Genomic DNA, 16,144 nt, shown 5'->3' with positions numbered 1-16,144 from the left:
CCTATTCATCGTTTAAAAATGTGAAATGCAGAAGTTTTTCCTACATTTCACATTTGAAAGTTAAATTATGAGTGTATTGCTAAGCCTTCAACTGCAAGTGCAGCTTCACCAATCGCTTCTGATAAAGAAGGATGAGGGTGAATTGTATGAGAAATTTCCCAAGGTGTTGCATCTAATACCCTTGCTAAACCTGCTTCTGAAATCATGTCTGTCACATGAGGTCCAATCATATGAACGCCCAATAGATCATTAGTATTTTCATCAACTACTAATTTAACAAATCCATCATGCTCACCGTAAACAAGCGCTTTACCGATTGCACGGAAAGAGAACTTACCAGTTTTAACTGCAAACCCTTGTTCCTTTGCTTCACGTTCAGTTAATCCGACTGAAGCTACTTCTGGATTACTATACACACACTTACTAACCATTGTTGGATCTAATTTGTGTGGATTTTTGCCGACAATATGCTCAACTGCAATCGTTCCTTCTCTTGAAGCAACATGTGCAAGTTGTAATCCACCGATTACATCTCCAATAGCGTAAATATGCGATTCTTTTGTTTGATAGAAATCATTTGTTTGAATAAAACCGTTTTCGATTACGATGTCAGTATTCTCAATTCCGATCCCTTCAACATTTGCTTGACGACCAACTGAAACTAACATTTTTTCAGCAGTAAATGACTTTTCATTATCCTTGTGTAATGCAGAAATCGTAACACCATTATCAATTACTAATGATTCAGCTAATACTTTAGCATCAGTCACAAGTTTAATGCCTTTTTTCTTTAATAATCTTGTCATTTCTTTTGAAATCTCATCGTCTTCTAATGGTAAAACACGTGGGCTATATTCAATAACCGTTACGTCAACACCAAAATCAGCTAACATAGATGCCCACTCTATACCAATAACTCCGCCACCAACAATGATAATTGACTTTGGTAATGATTCCATTTTTAATGCTTCATCAGATGACATTACAAATTCACCATCAATTGTTAAACCAGGTAATGATCTTGGTCTTGATCCAGTTGCAATTAACACATTTTTAGGAATCAACATTTCATTTTCACTACCATCATTCATTTCAACAGAAATTGTTCCTGGCATTGGTGAAAAGATTGAAGGTCCTAAAATACGACCTAAACCATTATATACATCAATTTTCCCTTGCTTCATTAAATGTTCTACACCTTTATGAAGTTGGTCAACTATATTATCTTTACGTTGTTGCACTTTACTAAAGTTTAAAGTTACTCCTGAAGTTTCTACTCCAAACTCTTCACTCTTTTTAGCAGTTGAATATACTTCTGCGCTACGTAATAATGCTTTACTTGGTATACAACCGGCGTGTAAGCAAGTTCCGCCTAATTTGTTTTTTTCAACAACTGCTACTTTTAAACCTAATTGAGAGGCGCGAATCGCTGCTACATAACCACCAGTACCGCCACCGAGTACGACTAAATCATATTCTGTTGCCATGATATTCTCCTCTTTATACTAAAGATTTTACTGCGAATTCCCCAGGATAAATTTTAGCTTCTTCTTCATCACGAAGAACACGTAATGCGCCTTCACAAAGTGCTTGAAGCTCATTTTCACCTGGTAATACAATAACTCGTGCCATCCATTTAACACGTTTTGTGATTTCATTTACAATAAAATCACTATATGCAATCCCACCAGTTAAGATGATTGCATCAATATCGCCTTCTAATACAGCTGCGGCACTGCCAATTTCTTTCGCAACTTGATAAGCCATTGCTTCATAAACTAATGCAGCTTTCTCATCACCTTGATCAATCATGTTTTCTACTTTGATTGCATCTGCAGTTCCAAGATAACTTACAAGTCCACCTTGGCCTACGATCATTTTTTGGACTTCATTAATATAGTAATCGCCAGAGTAACAAATTTTTATTAAATCTCCAACTGGAACTGTTCCGGTTCTTTCTGGACTGAAAGGACCTTCACCATCTAACCCGTTATTTACATCGATTACTCGACCTTTTTTATGAGCTCCGACAGTTATACCGCCACCCATGTGGGCTACAATCACATTTAATTCGTTATATGGTTGGTTTAATTGTTTTGCTACTTTTCGTGCGACAGATTTTTGATTTAAAGCATGGAAAATACTTCTACGATCCACCATTGCAAGCCCGCTGACTCTTGCGACTGGTTGTAATTCATCAACTACAACTGGATCTACGATAAACGCAGGAATATTTAAGCCTTGTGCAATTTCATTTGCGATAATGCCCCCTAAATTAGAAGCATGCTGGCCACTATAGCCTTTTCTTAAATCTTCAAGCATTACATCGTTTACAGAGTAAGTACCACCTTCGATTGGTCGTAATAATCCACCTCGACCACATACAGCACTTAATTTAGAAATGTTAATTCCTTCTTTGTGCAAAACTTCCAAAATAACATGTTTTCTAAATTCGTATTGATCAATGATTGATGAGTATTGATTTAACTCTTCATCATCGTGACGGATTGTTTGTTCAAAAATTGGTTTTTCATCATCGAATACACCAACTTTTGTCGATGTGCTGCCTGGGTTAATTACTAATATGCGATGCATTGCCAACACTCTACCTCCTAATATTTAAAGCAATATCGTAACTAATATTTTTTCTTACCTTACCTTTATAGCTAGAAAGAAAGAGCAAAATATACTCTTTCTTTCTAGCTTAAAAATAAAGGACTAAATTATTTATTGTAAATTTTAACTTATCTTCTGCTTAAGATGTGGTGTCCATTTTGTAAAAATTGGCTACGTGATTTTGCCATACGAGCAATGCGCTCTTCAGCTAAACGGTCAGCAGCTAAATAAGTTGGGATACCATCACGTTTTGAAATTTCAATAACTTTTGCAATGTTATCGTAAACACCTTCAACTTTTTTCATTGCGCGTTCGCGGTTGTAACCATATAATTCGTCAGCAACGTTAATTACGCCACCTGCGTTAATTACGTAATCTGGAGCATAAACAATACCTAATTCATGGATAAGATCACCATGACGAGTTTCTTTTAATTGGTTATTTGCAGCACCTGCAATAACTTTTGCTTTCAGTTGTGGAATAGTTTTATCGTTAATTGTTGCACCTAATGCACATGGCGCATAAATATCACATTGAACATTGTAGATATCGTCTGGATCTACAGCAGTAGCACCAAACTCCTCAACAGCGCGTTGAACTGATTCTTTGTTAATATCAGTAACGATTAATTGAGCACCTTCTTCATGTAAGTATCTACATAAATTGAATGCAACATTACCTACACCTTGTACTGCAATTACTTTTCCTTCTAAGCTATCAGTTCCAAAAGCTTCTTTTGCTGCAGCTTTCATACCACGGTATACACCAAATGCAGTAACAGGTGAAGGATTACCAGAAGAACCAAATGAAGGTGAAATACCTGTTACAAAATTAGTTTCTTCGTGAATTAAGTCCATGTCAGCAACAGTTGTACCAACATCTTCTGCAGTAATATAACGACCATTTAATCCTTGAATATAACGACCAAATGCTCTAAACATCTCTTCATTTTTATCTTTACGTGGATCCCCGATAATTACAGTTTTACCACCACCAAGGTTTAAACCAGCAGCAGCATTTTTATATGTCATACCTTTAGCTAAACGTAGAGCGTCTTCAATTGCTGCTTCTTCTGATTCATAAGTCCACATTCTTGTTCCACCTAATGCTGGACCTAAAGTTGTATCATGTATAGCGATAATCGCTTTTAATCCTGATTCTTTATCTTGGCAAAAAACAACTTGTTCATAATCGTAAGTTTCTAAGTATTTGAAGATTTCCATGTACTAACAGCTCCCTTAATTTGAGTAAGTTTTATGAATTACATATAGCTAAAGCTAATGAATATAATTTTGTCTTCGCAGAGTCAGAACGTGATGTTAACACAATCGGTGCCTTTGCTCCTGCGATTAACGCAGCTACTTCAGCATTTGCCATAAAGACTAACGATTTATATAAAATATTTCCCGTTTCGATTGTAGGTACTAATAAAATATCAGCTTGACCTGCTACTTCGCCTGTTAACCCTTTATGTTCTGCTGCTTCAATTGAAATAGCATTATCAAGAGCTAATGGTCCGTCTACTACACAATTTTTAATTTGTCCTCTTGCGTTCATAACTGTTAACGATGCAGCGTCAATCGTAGCTTGCATTGCAGGATTTACAACTTCAACTGCAGCTAGTACTGCAACTTTAGGGGTTTCTATTCCTACTTTTCTTGCTATATTAACACTATTCTCAATTATTTTTGCTTTTTGTTCTAATGTAGGCGCAATATTCATGGCAGCATCTGTCACAATAACAGCTTTTTCTCTACCAGGTACTTCAAACATCGCAACATGCGATAGAACACCCTTATCTCTTAAACCATATTCTTTATTCAAAACTTCCTTAAGAAGTATTGATGTCGAAAGATTTCCTTTCATGACAATAGAAGCATTTTCTAATTTTACAGCTTCTACTGCAAGTTTTGCAGCTTGTTGCATTGAATCAGCATGAACAATTTTCAATCGATTAGCATAGTCCTTATTTATTAAAAGATCTACATACATCTCATGAATAGCTTGTTCATTACCGAAAAGTAAAAAGTTTGCTAAGTCATTTTCTAAAGCTAATGTAACCGCTTCTTTCACTTCTAAATCTTCAGCGATCGCAACTGCTACAGTTTGCCTTGAATGACTTTTAGCTTGTAACATGATATCTGCTAAATTCATTGAAAGCCCTTCCTTTCATCCCCTTACTCTTAATATTAGCAATTAGCGTGCCAACTTTTAAATAAAGAGAGAAATATTTAAAAAACAGTTGGAAAGTCTTATGAAAAGCCTTACATAATCAATATTCAAATAATTTATTAGCACCAGGTACTAGTAAAAGCCGCTAAATACATCATACACTATATTTGAAAAAAATAACAGATATTGTATGCAGAATAATTCATAGCACGCAAATTATTGCGTGCTATTTTTTGCAGAGTTATATTTATCGAGCTTATAATATAGATTTCTTACCGATATTCCTAATTCTTTAGCGGTTTTCGTTTTATTTCCATTATTTTTATTTAAAACCTGCTCAATCAATTCACCTTCAAAATTAATCACCATATCATCAAGTGAGCCAGTGTTGTCTGTTAACGGAACTTTCGGTTCTATTCCATTTTCTTGTTTCACCTGTGTTATGGAAGTAATATGTTCTGGTAGCATTTGTTTCTCATGTATTTTCATAAAAATGATTGCTCGTCCTAATACATTTTCTAATTCCCTAACATTTCCAGGCCAGTGATACGACTTCAATTTTTTTACAGCAGTTGGAGAGATCTGATCTACATTTCGACCATAATCTTGATTTATTTTCGCCAATAATCTTTCACTAATTGGTAAAATGTCTTCTAATCGTTCTCTTAGTGCTGGAATCGTAATAGGTAATTTATTTAAACGGTAATACAAATCCTCACGAAATTTTCCTTCTCTAATCGCTTCTTCAAGATGTACATGCGTTGCAGCAATGACTCGTACATTAATTGGAATTGCTTTCGTACCACCAACACGTCTAATTTCCTTTTCTTGCAGTACTCTCAATAGTTTGGCTTGCATAGCAGGTGATAATTCTCCAATTTCATCTAAGAAAATACTACCATTATTCGCTTCTTCAAAAAGACCTCTTTTTCCACCACGTTTTGCCCCTGAAAAAGCACCTTCCTCATAGCCAAATAGTTCACTTTCTAATAAGGTTTCTGATATTGCCGCACAATTTACACGTACAAATTTATTATATTTTCGATCACTTTCATTATGAATCGCGTGCGCGAACAGTTCTTTCCCTGTCCCGGATTCACCTCTTAATAGCACAGTTGCAGGTGTACTAGCAGCTAACTTCGCTTGCATAATTGCTAATTGAATCCCCTCAGATTCTCCAGCAATATCTTCAAAAGAGTATTTTGCCTCTAATGTTCTAATAATTTGACGAGCACGATGAAGCTCATTTGTTAATTGTGAGATTTCAGAAACATCATGAATAACACCGACGCTTCCTTTAAGTTTCCCATCAACGATTACTGGTGCAACATTTACCAATACATCTCTATTTTGTTTACCAACCTTCATCCTTACACCACGGACAGCTTGCTTTGTTTTCAGTACTTTAACATGAACACTTTCACCTTCTGAAATATCAATCGTTGCATGTTGTCCGATTACTTGTTCACTCGTCAATCCAGTTAATCGAGTATAGGCAGGGTTAATAATCATTCCATTACCTAACTCATCCACAACTGAAATCGCTTCATCAGAACTTTGTATGACAGCCTCGAGCATGCTATATACTTCTTTTAAATTTGTAACTTCCTCTGCTAAGTTGAATACTTCTGTATCATCTTTAAATACCGCGATTGCTCCTTCAAGCTCTCCGTCTTCACGAAAAATCGGAATCCTCGTTGTGAAAATCTTACTTCCATTAATCAAAATATGCTCTTGGTTAATTTCTTTTTTCTTCGTTTGTAATACACGAGGTAATTTACTAGTCGGTACTACCTCAATAATGTCTCTTCCAATTGCATTTTCTTTATCTATTTGTAAAATATTTTCTGCAGATCGGTTAAAAAGTAATATCTTCCCCCACCGATCTACTACAATCATTCCATCATGAGTATTTTCAAGGATTAATTCTTGTTGTCTTTTCTTATTATTTATTAAATGAAACAAGGATTCTTTTTCTTGTACTAGATTTGCAATAATCTTCGCAACTGAGCCCGGAATCGCTAATGTATGTTTTGCTTTATGTTTTATGATTTCTTGATGTATTGATTCATCTCCGGTAGTATCAAATACAACATCTATATCGTTTTTTAAATGTTCTTTCCATTCCTTCAGAACAGGGATATGTAAACTATTAGCTAAATCAATACCTTTAGCTTCTTTAATAATATCTACTACTGCAACAATCTTAAATAAATCAGAATGCGAAAGTAGTTTTAAAACTGCTGTACCGCCAGTTCCCATCCCTATTATCATAACGTTTTGTTTCACATTCGTTCACCTACTAATCCCAACTAATTATTAAGCCATCATATCATTATATATACATAGTTCTATTTGAGTCTATTTCTAAAGTCTTGACAACGCAATTCTTGTATACGATTATGAATAAAGAGAGAATTATACAACTTAATGATTATTTTTATTTTTTAAACGGGGGCATCAAACAAAATGAGAGAATCCTTAACTAGAATGCTTGCATTTGTCGTTATACTTATACCCATATCTTTAGCAGTTATCGGAATTAAATTACTTCGCGATACAATGTTTTTAATTCATTCTTTTGGAATACCTTATCTTCCACTTCAACTTTTAATAGGATTAATATCTTTAGGTGCCGGGTTTTATCTAGTCGGAAGCTTCGTACTATTTAGAGACCGTAAGCATGAAAAAGTTCAAGGAAGATTTTTAAAGAGAAAAGTTTAATGTTTTAGTCAAAATAAAAGTGCTTACAAAAAGTAAGCACTTTTTTATTTTAGAATTTCTCCTCTTAATTGAAATGCCATTTCTGGGTAATCAGTAATAATCGCTGAACATTTCGCATCTATTAAACGTTTCATTATTTTTGCGTCATTTACTGTATATGGTCGAACAGCAACATTATATTTTAGAGTTTTTTCGATCAAATCATCGGTTATGATGCGATAGTTTGGGTGAATCGCCCTCGCTTTATAATCCTCAGCAATTTTCCATGGTTCTTTATTTCTTTTATTATAAAGTACAGCAGTTTCAATATCTGGTGCCATTAAAGTAAACTTCAACATGCTTTTATGGTTGAACGAAGATAATACAACTCTATTTTCCATTTCAAATGAACGAATTAAGTTTATGACTCGTTCCTCTAAACCATGGTATTCTAATTTATCATTCTTTAATTCAACATTCACACTAAAGTTATTCCCTTGTGCCCATTCAAATACTTCTCTTAAGGTCGGAATCGTGCAATTGTCAAATTGACCTTTAAATTTATAACTAGCATCAAATTGTTTTAATTCTGATAATGTATAGTCTTTTACATATCCTTTCCCATTTGTGGTTCGATTGATTGTTTCATCATGAATGACGACAATCTCTCCATCTTTTGACAGCTGAACATCTAATTCTATTCCATCTGCACCAAGTTTTTCACAAGCAATAAAAGATACCATCGTATTTTCTGGAAAAGTTCCCGCAGCTCCTCTATGTCCAATAATCGCGACCATCAAATACCCCCTGCATTATATATGTACTTTCCTTCTTACCTTATTGTATACTAATTTTACGAAACAAAGGAGGGATAATATGCGTCCATTGCAAATTTCAGCAGAAACAGCAATCTTACTTTCAAAAAAATTAAATGTTCCTTTAGAACAAATTATGCATATGCCACAACACATATTAATGAAAAAGTTAATGGAATTAGACAATCAGGAACCTCAAACTGAAACAGAGGGAAAGTAAATTTTCAAAACCACTATTAGTGGTTTTTTTATTTTATTCACAATTTAGTCAAAATGAAATGATAGATTAACTTTTTTTAACATTTTCTGACTTTCAATCAATTAAGAATTCAAGTAAAATGTAAAGTATTGTGAAAAGACAAGATTTTATGGAGGTTCTAAACATGTTACCTGATTGGTTAATTGGATTCATCATGGGTTTAGTTGAAGGGTTAACAGAATTTTTACCTGTTTCTTCAACTGGTCACATGATATTAGTTGCTGACTTGTTAAATTTTACTGGTACGAAAGCTACTGTATTTGAAGTAGTTGTTCAACTTGGTTCAATATTAGCAGTTGTCGTGGTATTTTGGAAACGACTGTGGTCAGTTCTTGGTGTTAAATCAGAAGGATATAGACAAACAAATTTAAATTTAGGTCATATTTTTATCGGAGCAATTCCAGCAGGTATCGTTGGTGTGATTTTCCACGACTTTATTAAAGACGTATTATTTTCACCTGAAACTGTAGTAATCGGATTAGTTGCTGGTGGTATTTTATTAATTGTCGCTGAGAAAGTATCTAAACACCCTAGATCATCTGACTTGGATCACATCTCATATAAACAAGCTTTTATTATCGGATGCTTTCAAATGCTGGCACTATGGCCAGGGTTTTCACGTTCAGGTTCTACAATTGCGGGTGGATTATTATTTGGATTAGATCGAAAAACTTCAGCTGAATTCACATTCATCTTAGCAGTTCCAATGATGATTGCAGCGAGTGGTTTAGATTTAATTAAAAATATGGATATTTTAAGTGCTTCAGATTTACCTTTATTTGCATCAGGTTTTATTACGGCGTTTATTGTTGCATTACTTGCGATTGTAACATTCTTAAAACTACTAGAAAAAGTAAAACTAACAGGCTTTGCTATTTACCGTTTTATCGTAGCAATTGTTTTTACAATCGTATTTATCTTTTAAAGACAACGAAAAGGAACTTCACTTGAAGTTCCTTTTTTATTTGTAACACTGCTACTTAACTGAGCCAAGACTACTTTTGGCGTGAGCAGAGCTCTTCTGACATGGAAAAAGGCTATTCGCACAACGTATACGAATAGCCTTTAATATATTTAAGTTAGTATTTTTAAAAGTAAAATTGTTGTCTATTGGCGAAAGCCCTACCTCTCTTTCGCAATTCGGCTCCAGGGCCGTTCCATTAGGCAGCTTGTTTCACAACAATCTTCACTAACAGATACTACTACCTTTTTAGAACCGGTCGAAATAGCTAGCGCGTCATGGGTACGCCCAATTTTCTTCCTAATTCTCAAGTAATAACATCATATATTTTATTGTAACAGTGGCGCAAAAAATATTATAGCATAGTAAATTTACAAAAGCAAATTCTTCTTCAATTTACTTGTTAAATACCTTCTTTTCTAATTTTAATATCACCTGTTTTTATCATTTGGAATGAAACATGAACTTTAAATTATTCAATGAATATTTACTTTTTTTAATTACATAATAATTTTTGTAACTAAATCCCTGCATCAAGGAGATTAGTATGAATTTATTTTTGAAAGGAAGTAAGATGATTATGGGAATTTTAAGTGGAAATCCACAAGATGAGCCTTTACATTATGGCGAAGTATTTGCATTATGGACATCATTATCAGTTGCAAAATTTAGATTAGATAGTTATCAAGTATATATTAATCATACTGGTGACGAAGAATTAAGAGCTTTTTTAAAACAAGTTATTGAAACATCAATTAAACCATCAATTAAGGAACTAGAAGAAGTATTATTACATAATGATATTCCAGTTCCTCCTACGCCAGCAGAGCGACCTGAAGCAGATCTTGAACAAATTCCAGTTGGAGCTAGATTCCAAGATGCTCAAATAGCTTATATTGTTGGTGCAGATATCGCTGCTAGTGTTATAGCTTGTGGTCAAGGAGTTAGCCAATCAATACGTGAAGATATTGGCTTATTATTTGCTCAGATGGGTGCAAAAAAAGCAAAAGACGGTGCAGCATTATTACAAATTACAAAAAATAAAGGTTGGTTAGTTCCACCACCACTTCATCATGAGACAAAACAACAATAGTATTTATTCGACGAAATGTTAATATTGGGTTTTTTTATTGGCTTGGCGAATTTATAGAGCCCAATACATATATGATGAAAACAAAAAAACGTTGCCCTTTATAAGGCAACGTTTTAGATTTTATAAGTGCTATTGCGATAAATACCGATAATTTCTCGAAAAGTTAGTCGCTATAACGAAGATCATTCATCGGAAACACTGTCAAAAATTTATCGGAATTAACCGTCAAAATTTCTTCGAATTCCCTAATATATTAATACCTTAGCTAGCTTTATGCTCTAAACGTAATTTATCAGCAACCATTGCGATAAATTCTGAATTCGTTGGTTTTGCTTTTGACATCGAAATAGTGTAGCCAAACAATGTAGAAATACTATCGATATTTCCACGGCTCCAAGCTACTTCAATCGCATGACGAATCGCGCGTTCTACACGACTTGCAGTTGTATTAAACTTTTTAGCGATATCTGGGTATAAGACCTTTGTAATTGATCCTAATAGCTCAATATCATTGTAAACCATTGAGATCGCTTCACGTAAATACATATAACCTTTAATGTGTGCAGGCACGCCAATTTCATGAATGATACTTGTGATGCTAGCATCTAAATTACGAGGCTTATTTTCATAATTAGACACTAAAGATGGTGAATTACGTTTCGTAATTGAACTACCTTTACCAACAACTTGACGAATATTACTGATTAAATGTTCCATATCAAATGGTTTTAAAATGAAATATGAAGCACCTAAATCAACAGCTTTCTTCGTAACATCTTCTTGTCCAAAAGCTGTTAACATGATTACATTTGGAATTTTTTCAACTAAACCTGCACGAAGACGATCTAATACTGCCAATCCGTCCAAATGAGGCATAATAATATCTAATACAAGTACATCTGGTTTCTTTTCCTTAACTAAAGGTAAGCAATCTTGTCCATTAAATGCTACACCAACCACTTCCATATCAGCTTGTGCGTTAATGTAATTTTCTAACATGATAACAAGCTCTTTATTGTCATCTACTAATAATACTTTTATTTTCTCCACAACCGTTCCTCCCTATATCTTCTATAGTGAATTTCATATCTTATTACCGATTATTTCGACAATAAAAATTTATTTCCTGTTTTTATTATAAATTCTGAATATTTTTATTAATATAGATAGTTTTCCTCAATTTCTTCTAGCATTCGACGATTGTGTTAAAAACTAGTATGTATTAAGTCGAATTTTACATAATATTCATTATATAGAAAATTAAATAGTATGTAAATTTATAATTTTTAATAAAAGGTTACAAAACCATTACAAGATTCTGTAAATTTTAATAAAATTAATATAAAAACTCAATTTTATTTTTAGAAAAAAAATCTTTTTATGGCAAAGATTGAAGCTTTCATTTGAAAATTAAAAAGGTGTTGTCGGAATGCAAGATGTTTGACTCCAATATCTTTTGCAGTGCCATTTAGATTGTTTTTATCAGCCTTTTCAAGAAGTTAAATGGAAAAATAGATGCTCTAAAACCCCTATGGGAAATGCGAGACAACTGCGACTTTACAAGCGTGAACAGATGTAGGCATACTTAAAACCACGACGTCCTGTCATAACGCATGCATTACCACATCCTGTAGGGCCCAGGAGGCTCACCACGTGTCCTATGGCAAAGCGAGTATCCTGAATTGGTATTCAACACACTTCTTTCTCAGAGCCACTTAGATTCGGTTTTAATATCAGCCTTTCAAGAAGTTGAATAGAACGTAAGGTGCTCGACTCCTCTGGGAAATGCGAGACAACTGAAACCCCGTAGGAGCGTATGCGACGAGGAGGCTCAGCGCCAGCCCCGTGGAAAGCGAGCATCCTGAATTGGAATTTAACACGCTTCTTTCTAAGATCCACTTAGATTTAGTTTTAATATCAGCTTTTCAAGAAGTTGAATGGAACGGAAGGTGCTCGACTCCTATGGGAGATGCAGGAAAGCTGAGACCCCACAGGAGCGTATGCGACGAGGAGGCTCAGCGCCAGCCCCATGGAAAGCGAGCGTCCTGAATTGGAATTTAACACGCTTCTTTCTAAGAGCCACTTAGATTTAGTTTTAATATCAGCTTTTTAAGAAGTTGAATGGAACGGAAGGTCCTCGACTCCTATGGGATACGCTGGACAGCTGAGACCCCACAGGAGCGTATGCGACGAGGAGGCTCAGCGCCAGCCCCATGGAAAGCGAGAACCTGAAGTGGAATTCAACATTCTTCTTTCTCAGAGCCATTAAGAGCGTTTTTAACAGAACAAAAAGACACTTAACAATTGTTAAGTGCCTTTTCATCATGACGCTTTTTTATCCTGGTAGTCATAAATAGGAACTTTAGCCTCATCAAGCATCCATTCAATATGAACCCCATATCCACTAGTAGAATCATTTACAAAGACATGAGTAACCGCTCCAATCACTTTACCATTCTGGATAATTGGCGATCCACTCATCCCCTGTACAATACCACCAGTTTCCTTCAATAAACGCTTATCTGTGACTTTTAATATAATTCCCTTTGTAGAAGGAAACTTTTGTTGAATACTACTTACAATCTCTATGTCAAATTGCTCAACTTTATTGTCATGAATCACCGTAAGTATTTTAGCCGGACCTTTTTTAACTTCATTTGATAAAGCAATTGGTAACGGCTCTGACATAACGCCATTGTCAATTTTATCATTTACCTTACCAAAAATACCAAAAGGACTATTTGATGTAATGTTTCCAATCGTTCCTCGATCCATAGCGAAATGAGCAATTTTTTCACCTGGGGACCCATCAGAACCTTTTTCAATTGACGTTACAGTTGAATAAACGATATGACCATCTTCAACTTCAATCGCTTTTCTTGTATCACTATCAGAGATCACATGACCTAATGCACCATATTTCAATGAATTTGGTTCGATGAATGTCATTGTCCCAATTCCTGATGCAGAATCTCTAATATATAAGCCGATACGATAATTATTTTGACCATTGTCTCGAATAGGTTTTAAAAGCTTTGTGTAATATTTTCCTTCGCGTTTTACAACAATTTTAATCGGTTTACCATTTTTACCTGCTTTTTGAATAAAAGGTAAAACATCAGACATTTTTTCTATTTGTTTTCCATTCATTTTTATGATCATATCTCCAACTTTAATTCCTGCAATTTCTCCTGGAGATTTTTGACCCTCACTAGTATTCACTAAGTGATGACCTACAACTAAAACACCAACTGAGTTAAGCTTTACTCCTATTGATTGGCCTCCTGGTATTACTCTTAAATTGTTTAATACTTTCACATCTACTTTTTTAATTGGAATATCATTTAGTCCAAGGGCAACATCAATTAGTTCATCATGTTGATTTTTACTTTTGATTGTAGATGAGAATACATTTTTTTGATTTATATTAAACGCGCCAATACCAACTATGAATAAAAGGAGAAGAATTTTAATTATTCGTTGAACATTTACATTTTTCACAATCGAATCACTCTCCTAGTGCCAGATTTTTTGTTTCTTAATTCGTGGCTGTATAGTTAATGTTAGCTTCATAAAAGCAAATTATAATTGTAAAAATATAATATAAATCTAAAGGTATAATGTTGTATTAGTATGTTTCAATTCACATTATCCAATTACTAAATTATCAATATTTCCCACAAAAAAAGAGAATATTTAATGTATAGAAAAAAATGTTCTAACATTAAATATTCCCTTATTATATTCACTGAGATTGGTACTTCGTAGATGTTGCTTGCTCGATCAATTCTTTCGCATGTTGAATCGTCACGTCCGTGATTTCAACACCGGCAATCATCCTCGCGATTTCATTGATTTTCTGCTCATTTTGAAGAGGTGTCACTGATGTTTTTGTGCGATTCCCATCAATGAGCTTCGCAATAAACAAATGAGTATCAGCCATTGAGGCTACTTGTGGTAAATGGGTAATACATAGTACTTGTGAATTAACTGAAACTTTGTGAATCTTTTCAGCAATTGCTTGTGCTACCCTACCACTCACACCAGTATCTACTTCATCAAATATGATGGAAGTAATTCCTTGATGCTTTGTGAAAATACTCTTTAATGCAAGGAACATTCTCGATAATTCCCCACCACTTGCTACTTTAGCTAATGGCTTTAAAGGTTCACCTGGGTTCGTAGAAATATAAAATTCTACAGTATCAAAACCGTCTTTTGTAAATTTAACATGTTGATTATTAAAATATGGATCAGTACTTGAGCCTTCTTCAAATGAAAATACAATTTCAAATGTCGTTTTCTCCATATAAAGTTCTTTTAATTCTTTATGTATATCAGAAGTTAATTGATTAGCAAGTTCTTTACGTTTCTCAGAAAGCTTTAACCCAACGTCAATTAGACTTTGAGTAGCATTTTGTAGATCTTTTTCTAATTTTTCAATATGCATATCCTTATGCTGAATTTTATCAAGTTCTTGTTCAATTCCCTCAGCATATTTCAAAATATCAGTTACAGTTGCACCGTATTTCTTTTTCAGCATTGATATTTCATTCAGACGATTTTCTATTTCATTCAAGCGATTAGGATCGTATTCCATTTCTTCTATCGAATCTCTTAAACGATACGAAATATCCTCCAATAAATAATAGCTACTACTAATGCCTTCATGCATCTCTTTTATATTTTGATCTATCGAAGCAACTGACTCTAATGAATACATACTAGATCGAACAGAGTCTAAACCAGAACCATCCTGAGATAAACTTTGATATGCTTCTACTAATGATTTATATATTCTTTCAAAATTCGCTATTTTTAGTCTTTCTTCTGTTAACTGCTCATCTTCATTTTCTTTAAGATTTGCATTTTGAATCTCAGATAATTGAAATTGAATTAAATCTAATCGATGAGCCATTTGCTGTTCATTCTCAGTTAGTTGCTTTAATTGCTTCTTTAAAGAAGAATAATGACTAAAAACACCTTGATAACTTTCAATTAACGGCAATAATCCTTTTCCATCATACTGCTGTAGCATTGCAAGATGATGTTCGTGATTCATCAAATCCTGACTTTCGTGCTGCCCGTGTATATCAACCAGTAATCCACCAATTTCTTTTAAAATTGTTGTAGTGACTAATTTTCCATTTATTCGGCAAATGCTCTTACCGGAGGCAGTAATATCTCTTTTTAAGATTAACATCTCATCTTCAATATCAAAGCCATGCTCTTTACATCTTATATAAATCGGATGGTTTTCATCTTCAATATGGAATAAACCTTCAATTTCGGCTTTTTCAGTATCGTATCTTACGAATTCAGCAGAACCCCTGCCGCCAAGTAATAAGCCGATTGCATCAATGATGATTGATTTACCTGCACCAGTTTCTCCACTTAAAACAGTTAATCCTTTTTCAAATGAAATAGAAACTTCCTCAATGATTGCAAAGTTTTTAATGATCAGTTCAGATAACAATGAGTTTCTCTCCTCTTATAAAACCTTCACCTTTTAATGTCTAAATTTT

12 protein-coding genes and 1 pseudogene are annotated in these 16,144 nt (G+C 34.2%); 4 read left to right on the top strand and 9 right to left on the bottom strand.

The features are described 5' to 3' along the window. Positions 1-65: 65 nt before the first annotated feature. The 5 genes from lpdA to CAB05_RS06430 form a co-directional block, all read right to left on the bottom strand. Complete coding sequence (lpdA, locus tag CAB05_RS06450) at positions 66-1,487, bottom strand: dihydrolipoyl dehydrogenase (protein ID WP_087999001.1); 1,422 nt, start codon at positions 1,485-1,487, stop codon at positions 66-68. Between the two features lie 13 nt (positions 1,488-1,500). Next, on the bottom strand, positions 1,501-2,601 hold the full coding sequence (gene buk, locus CAB05_RS06445) for a butyrate kinase (protein WP_174567276.1): 1,101 nt from the start codon (positions 2,599-2,601) through the stop codon (positions 1,501-1,503). 143 nt (positions 2,602-2,744) lie between these two features. Continuing rightward, a complete protein-coding gene (gene bcd / locus CAB05_RS06440; RefSeq protein WP_087999000.1) occupies positions 2,745-3,839 on the bottom strand; it encodes a branched-chain amino acid dehydrogenase in 1,095 nt (364 codons plus the stop codon). Between the two features lie 31 nt (positions 3,840-3,870). Next, on the bottom strand, positions 3,871-4,770 hold the full coding sequence (yqiS, locus tag CAB05_RS06435) for a phosphate butyryltransferase (protein WP_087998999.1): 900 nt from the start codon (positions 4,768-4,770) through the stop codon (positions 3,871-3,873). A 234-nt stretch (positions 4,771-5,004) separates the two neighbouring features. Then, positions 5,005-7,077, bottom strand: coding sequence for a sigma 54-interacting transcriptional regulator (locus CAB05_RS06430; RefSeq protein WP_087998998.1), 2,073 nt, complete (start codon positions 7,075-7,077; stop codon positions 5,005-5,007). A 180-nt stretch (positions 7,078-7,257) separates the two neighbouring features. On the opposite strand from CAB05_RS06430, the gene CAB05_RS06425 reads away from it, so the two are divergent. Continuing rightward, positions 7,258-7,512, top strand: a complete 255-nt coding sequence (locus CAB05_RS06425; RefSeq protein WP_087998997.1) for a DUF2627 family protein — start codon at positions 7,258-7,260, stop codon at positions 7,510-7,512. Between the two features lie 44 nt (positions 7,513-7,556). Here the strand turns inward: CAB05_RS06425 and CAB05_RS06420 are convergent, their stop codons facing one another. Then, positions 7,557-8,288 (bottom strand): glycerophosphodiester phosphodiesterase, encoded by a 732-nt coding sequence (locus tag CAB05_RS06420; protein ID WP_087998996.1) that lies wholly within the window; start codon positions 8,286-8,288, stop codon positions 7,557-7,559. 79 nt (positions 8,289-8,367) lie between these two features. Here CAB05_RS06420 and CAB05_RS06415 point away from each other — a divergent pair, with 79 nt between their 5' ends. From CAB05_RS06415 to CAB05_RS06405, 3 genes are all read left to right on the top strand, one after another. Next, a complete protein-coding gene (locus tag CAB05_RS06415; protein ID WP_087998995.1) occupies positions 8,368-8,526 on the top strand; it encodes a YycC family protein in 159 nt (52 codons plus the stop codon). Between the two features lie 163 nt (positions 8,527-8,689). Further along, on the top strand, positions 8,690-9,490 hold the full coding sequence (gene bacA / locus CAB05_RS06410) for an undecaprenyl-diphosphate phosphatase (RefSeq protein ID WP_087998994.1): 801 nt from the start codon (positions 8,690-8,692) through the stop codon (positions 9,488-9,490). Positions 9,491-10,106: 616 nt separating this feature from the next. Further along, positions 10,107-10,619 carry a DUF3231 family protein gene (locus CAB05_RS06405; RefSeq protein WP_174567284.1) on the top strand — a complete coding sequence of 171 codons (513 nt, stop codon included), beginning with the start codon at positions 10,107-10,109 and terminating at the stop codon, positions 10,617-10,619. Positions 10,620-10,880: 261 nt separating this feature from the next. Here the strand turns inward: CAB05_RS06405 and spo0A are convergent, their stop codons facing one another. From spo0A to recN, 3 genes and pseudogenes are all read right to left on the bottom strand, one after another. Then, positions 10,881-11,669, bottom strand: coding sequence for a sporulation transcription factor Spo0A (gene spo0A, locus CAB05_RS06400; protein ID WP_087998992.1), 789 nt, complete (start codon positions 11,667-11,669; stop codon positions 10,881-10,883). A gap of 1,272 nt (positions 11,670-12,941) precedes the next feature. After that, a pseudogene (gene spoIVB / locus CAB05_RS06390) lies at positions 12,942-14,069 on the bottom strand (SpoIVB peptidase); the annotation flags it as partial. A 295-nt stretch (positions 14,070-14,364) separates the two neighbouring features. Next, the gene (recN, locus tag CAB05_RS06385) at positions 14,365-16,095 is read right to left on the bottom strand and encodes a DNA repair protein RecN (protein ID WP_087998989.1); all 1,731 of its coding nucleotides are present in this window, start codon (positions 16,093-16,095) and stop codon (positions 14,365-14,367) included. Positions 16,096-16,144 lie beyond the last annotated feature (49 nt).

Source organism: Gottfriedia solisilvae, assembly GCF_002128405.1.
In the GTDB taxonomy this organism is placed as follows: domain Bacteria; phylum Bacillota; class Bacilli; order Bacillales; family Bacillaceae_G; genus Gottfriedia; species Gottfriedia solisilvae.
This window is presented reverse-complemented; position numbering and strand designations above follow the sequence as displayed.

What these genes read in the sequence shown, in the direction of transcription:
- CAB05_RS06405 (WP_174567284.1), top strand. Translation starts at nt 10,107, where the DNA reads ATGGGAATTTTAAGTGGAAATCCACAAGATGAGCCTTTACATTATGGC.
- CAB05_RS06415 (WP_087998995.1), top strand. Translation starts at nt 8,368, where the DNA reads ATGCGTCCATTGCAAATTTCAGCAGAAACAGCAATCTTACTTTCAAAA.
- lpdA (WP_087999001.1), bottom strand. Translation starts at nt 1,487, where the DNA reads ATGGCAACAGAATATGATTTAGTCGTACTCGGTGGCGGTACTGGTGGT.
- CAB05_RS06420 (WP_087998996.1), bottom strand. Translation starts at nt 8,288, where the DNA reads ATGGTCGCGATTATTGGACATAGAGGAGCTGCGGGAACTTTTCCAGAA.
- yqiS (WP_087998999.1), bottom strand. Translation starts at nt 4,770, where the DNA reads ATGAATTTAGCAGATATCATGTTACAAGCTAAAAGTCATTCAAGGCAA.
- bcd (WP_087999000.1), bottom strand. Translation starts at nt 3,839, where the DNA reads ATGGAAATCTTCAAATACTTAGAAACTTACGATTATGAACAAGTTGTT.
- bacA (WP_087998994.1), top strand. Translation starts at nt 8,690, where the DNA reads ATGTTACCTGATTGGTTAATTGGATTCATCATGGGTTTAGTTGAAGGG.
- CAB05_RS06425 (WP_087998997.1), top strand. Translation starts at nt 7,258, where the DNA reads ATGAGAGAATCCTTAACTAGAATGCTTGCATTTGTCGTTATACTTATA.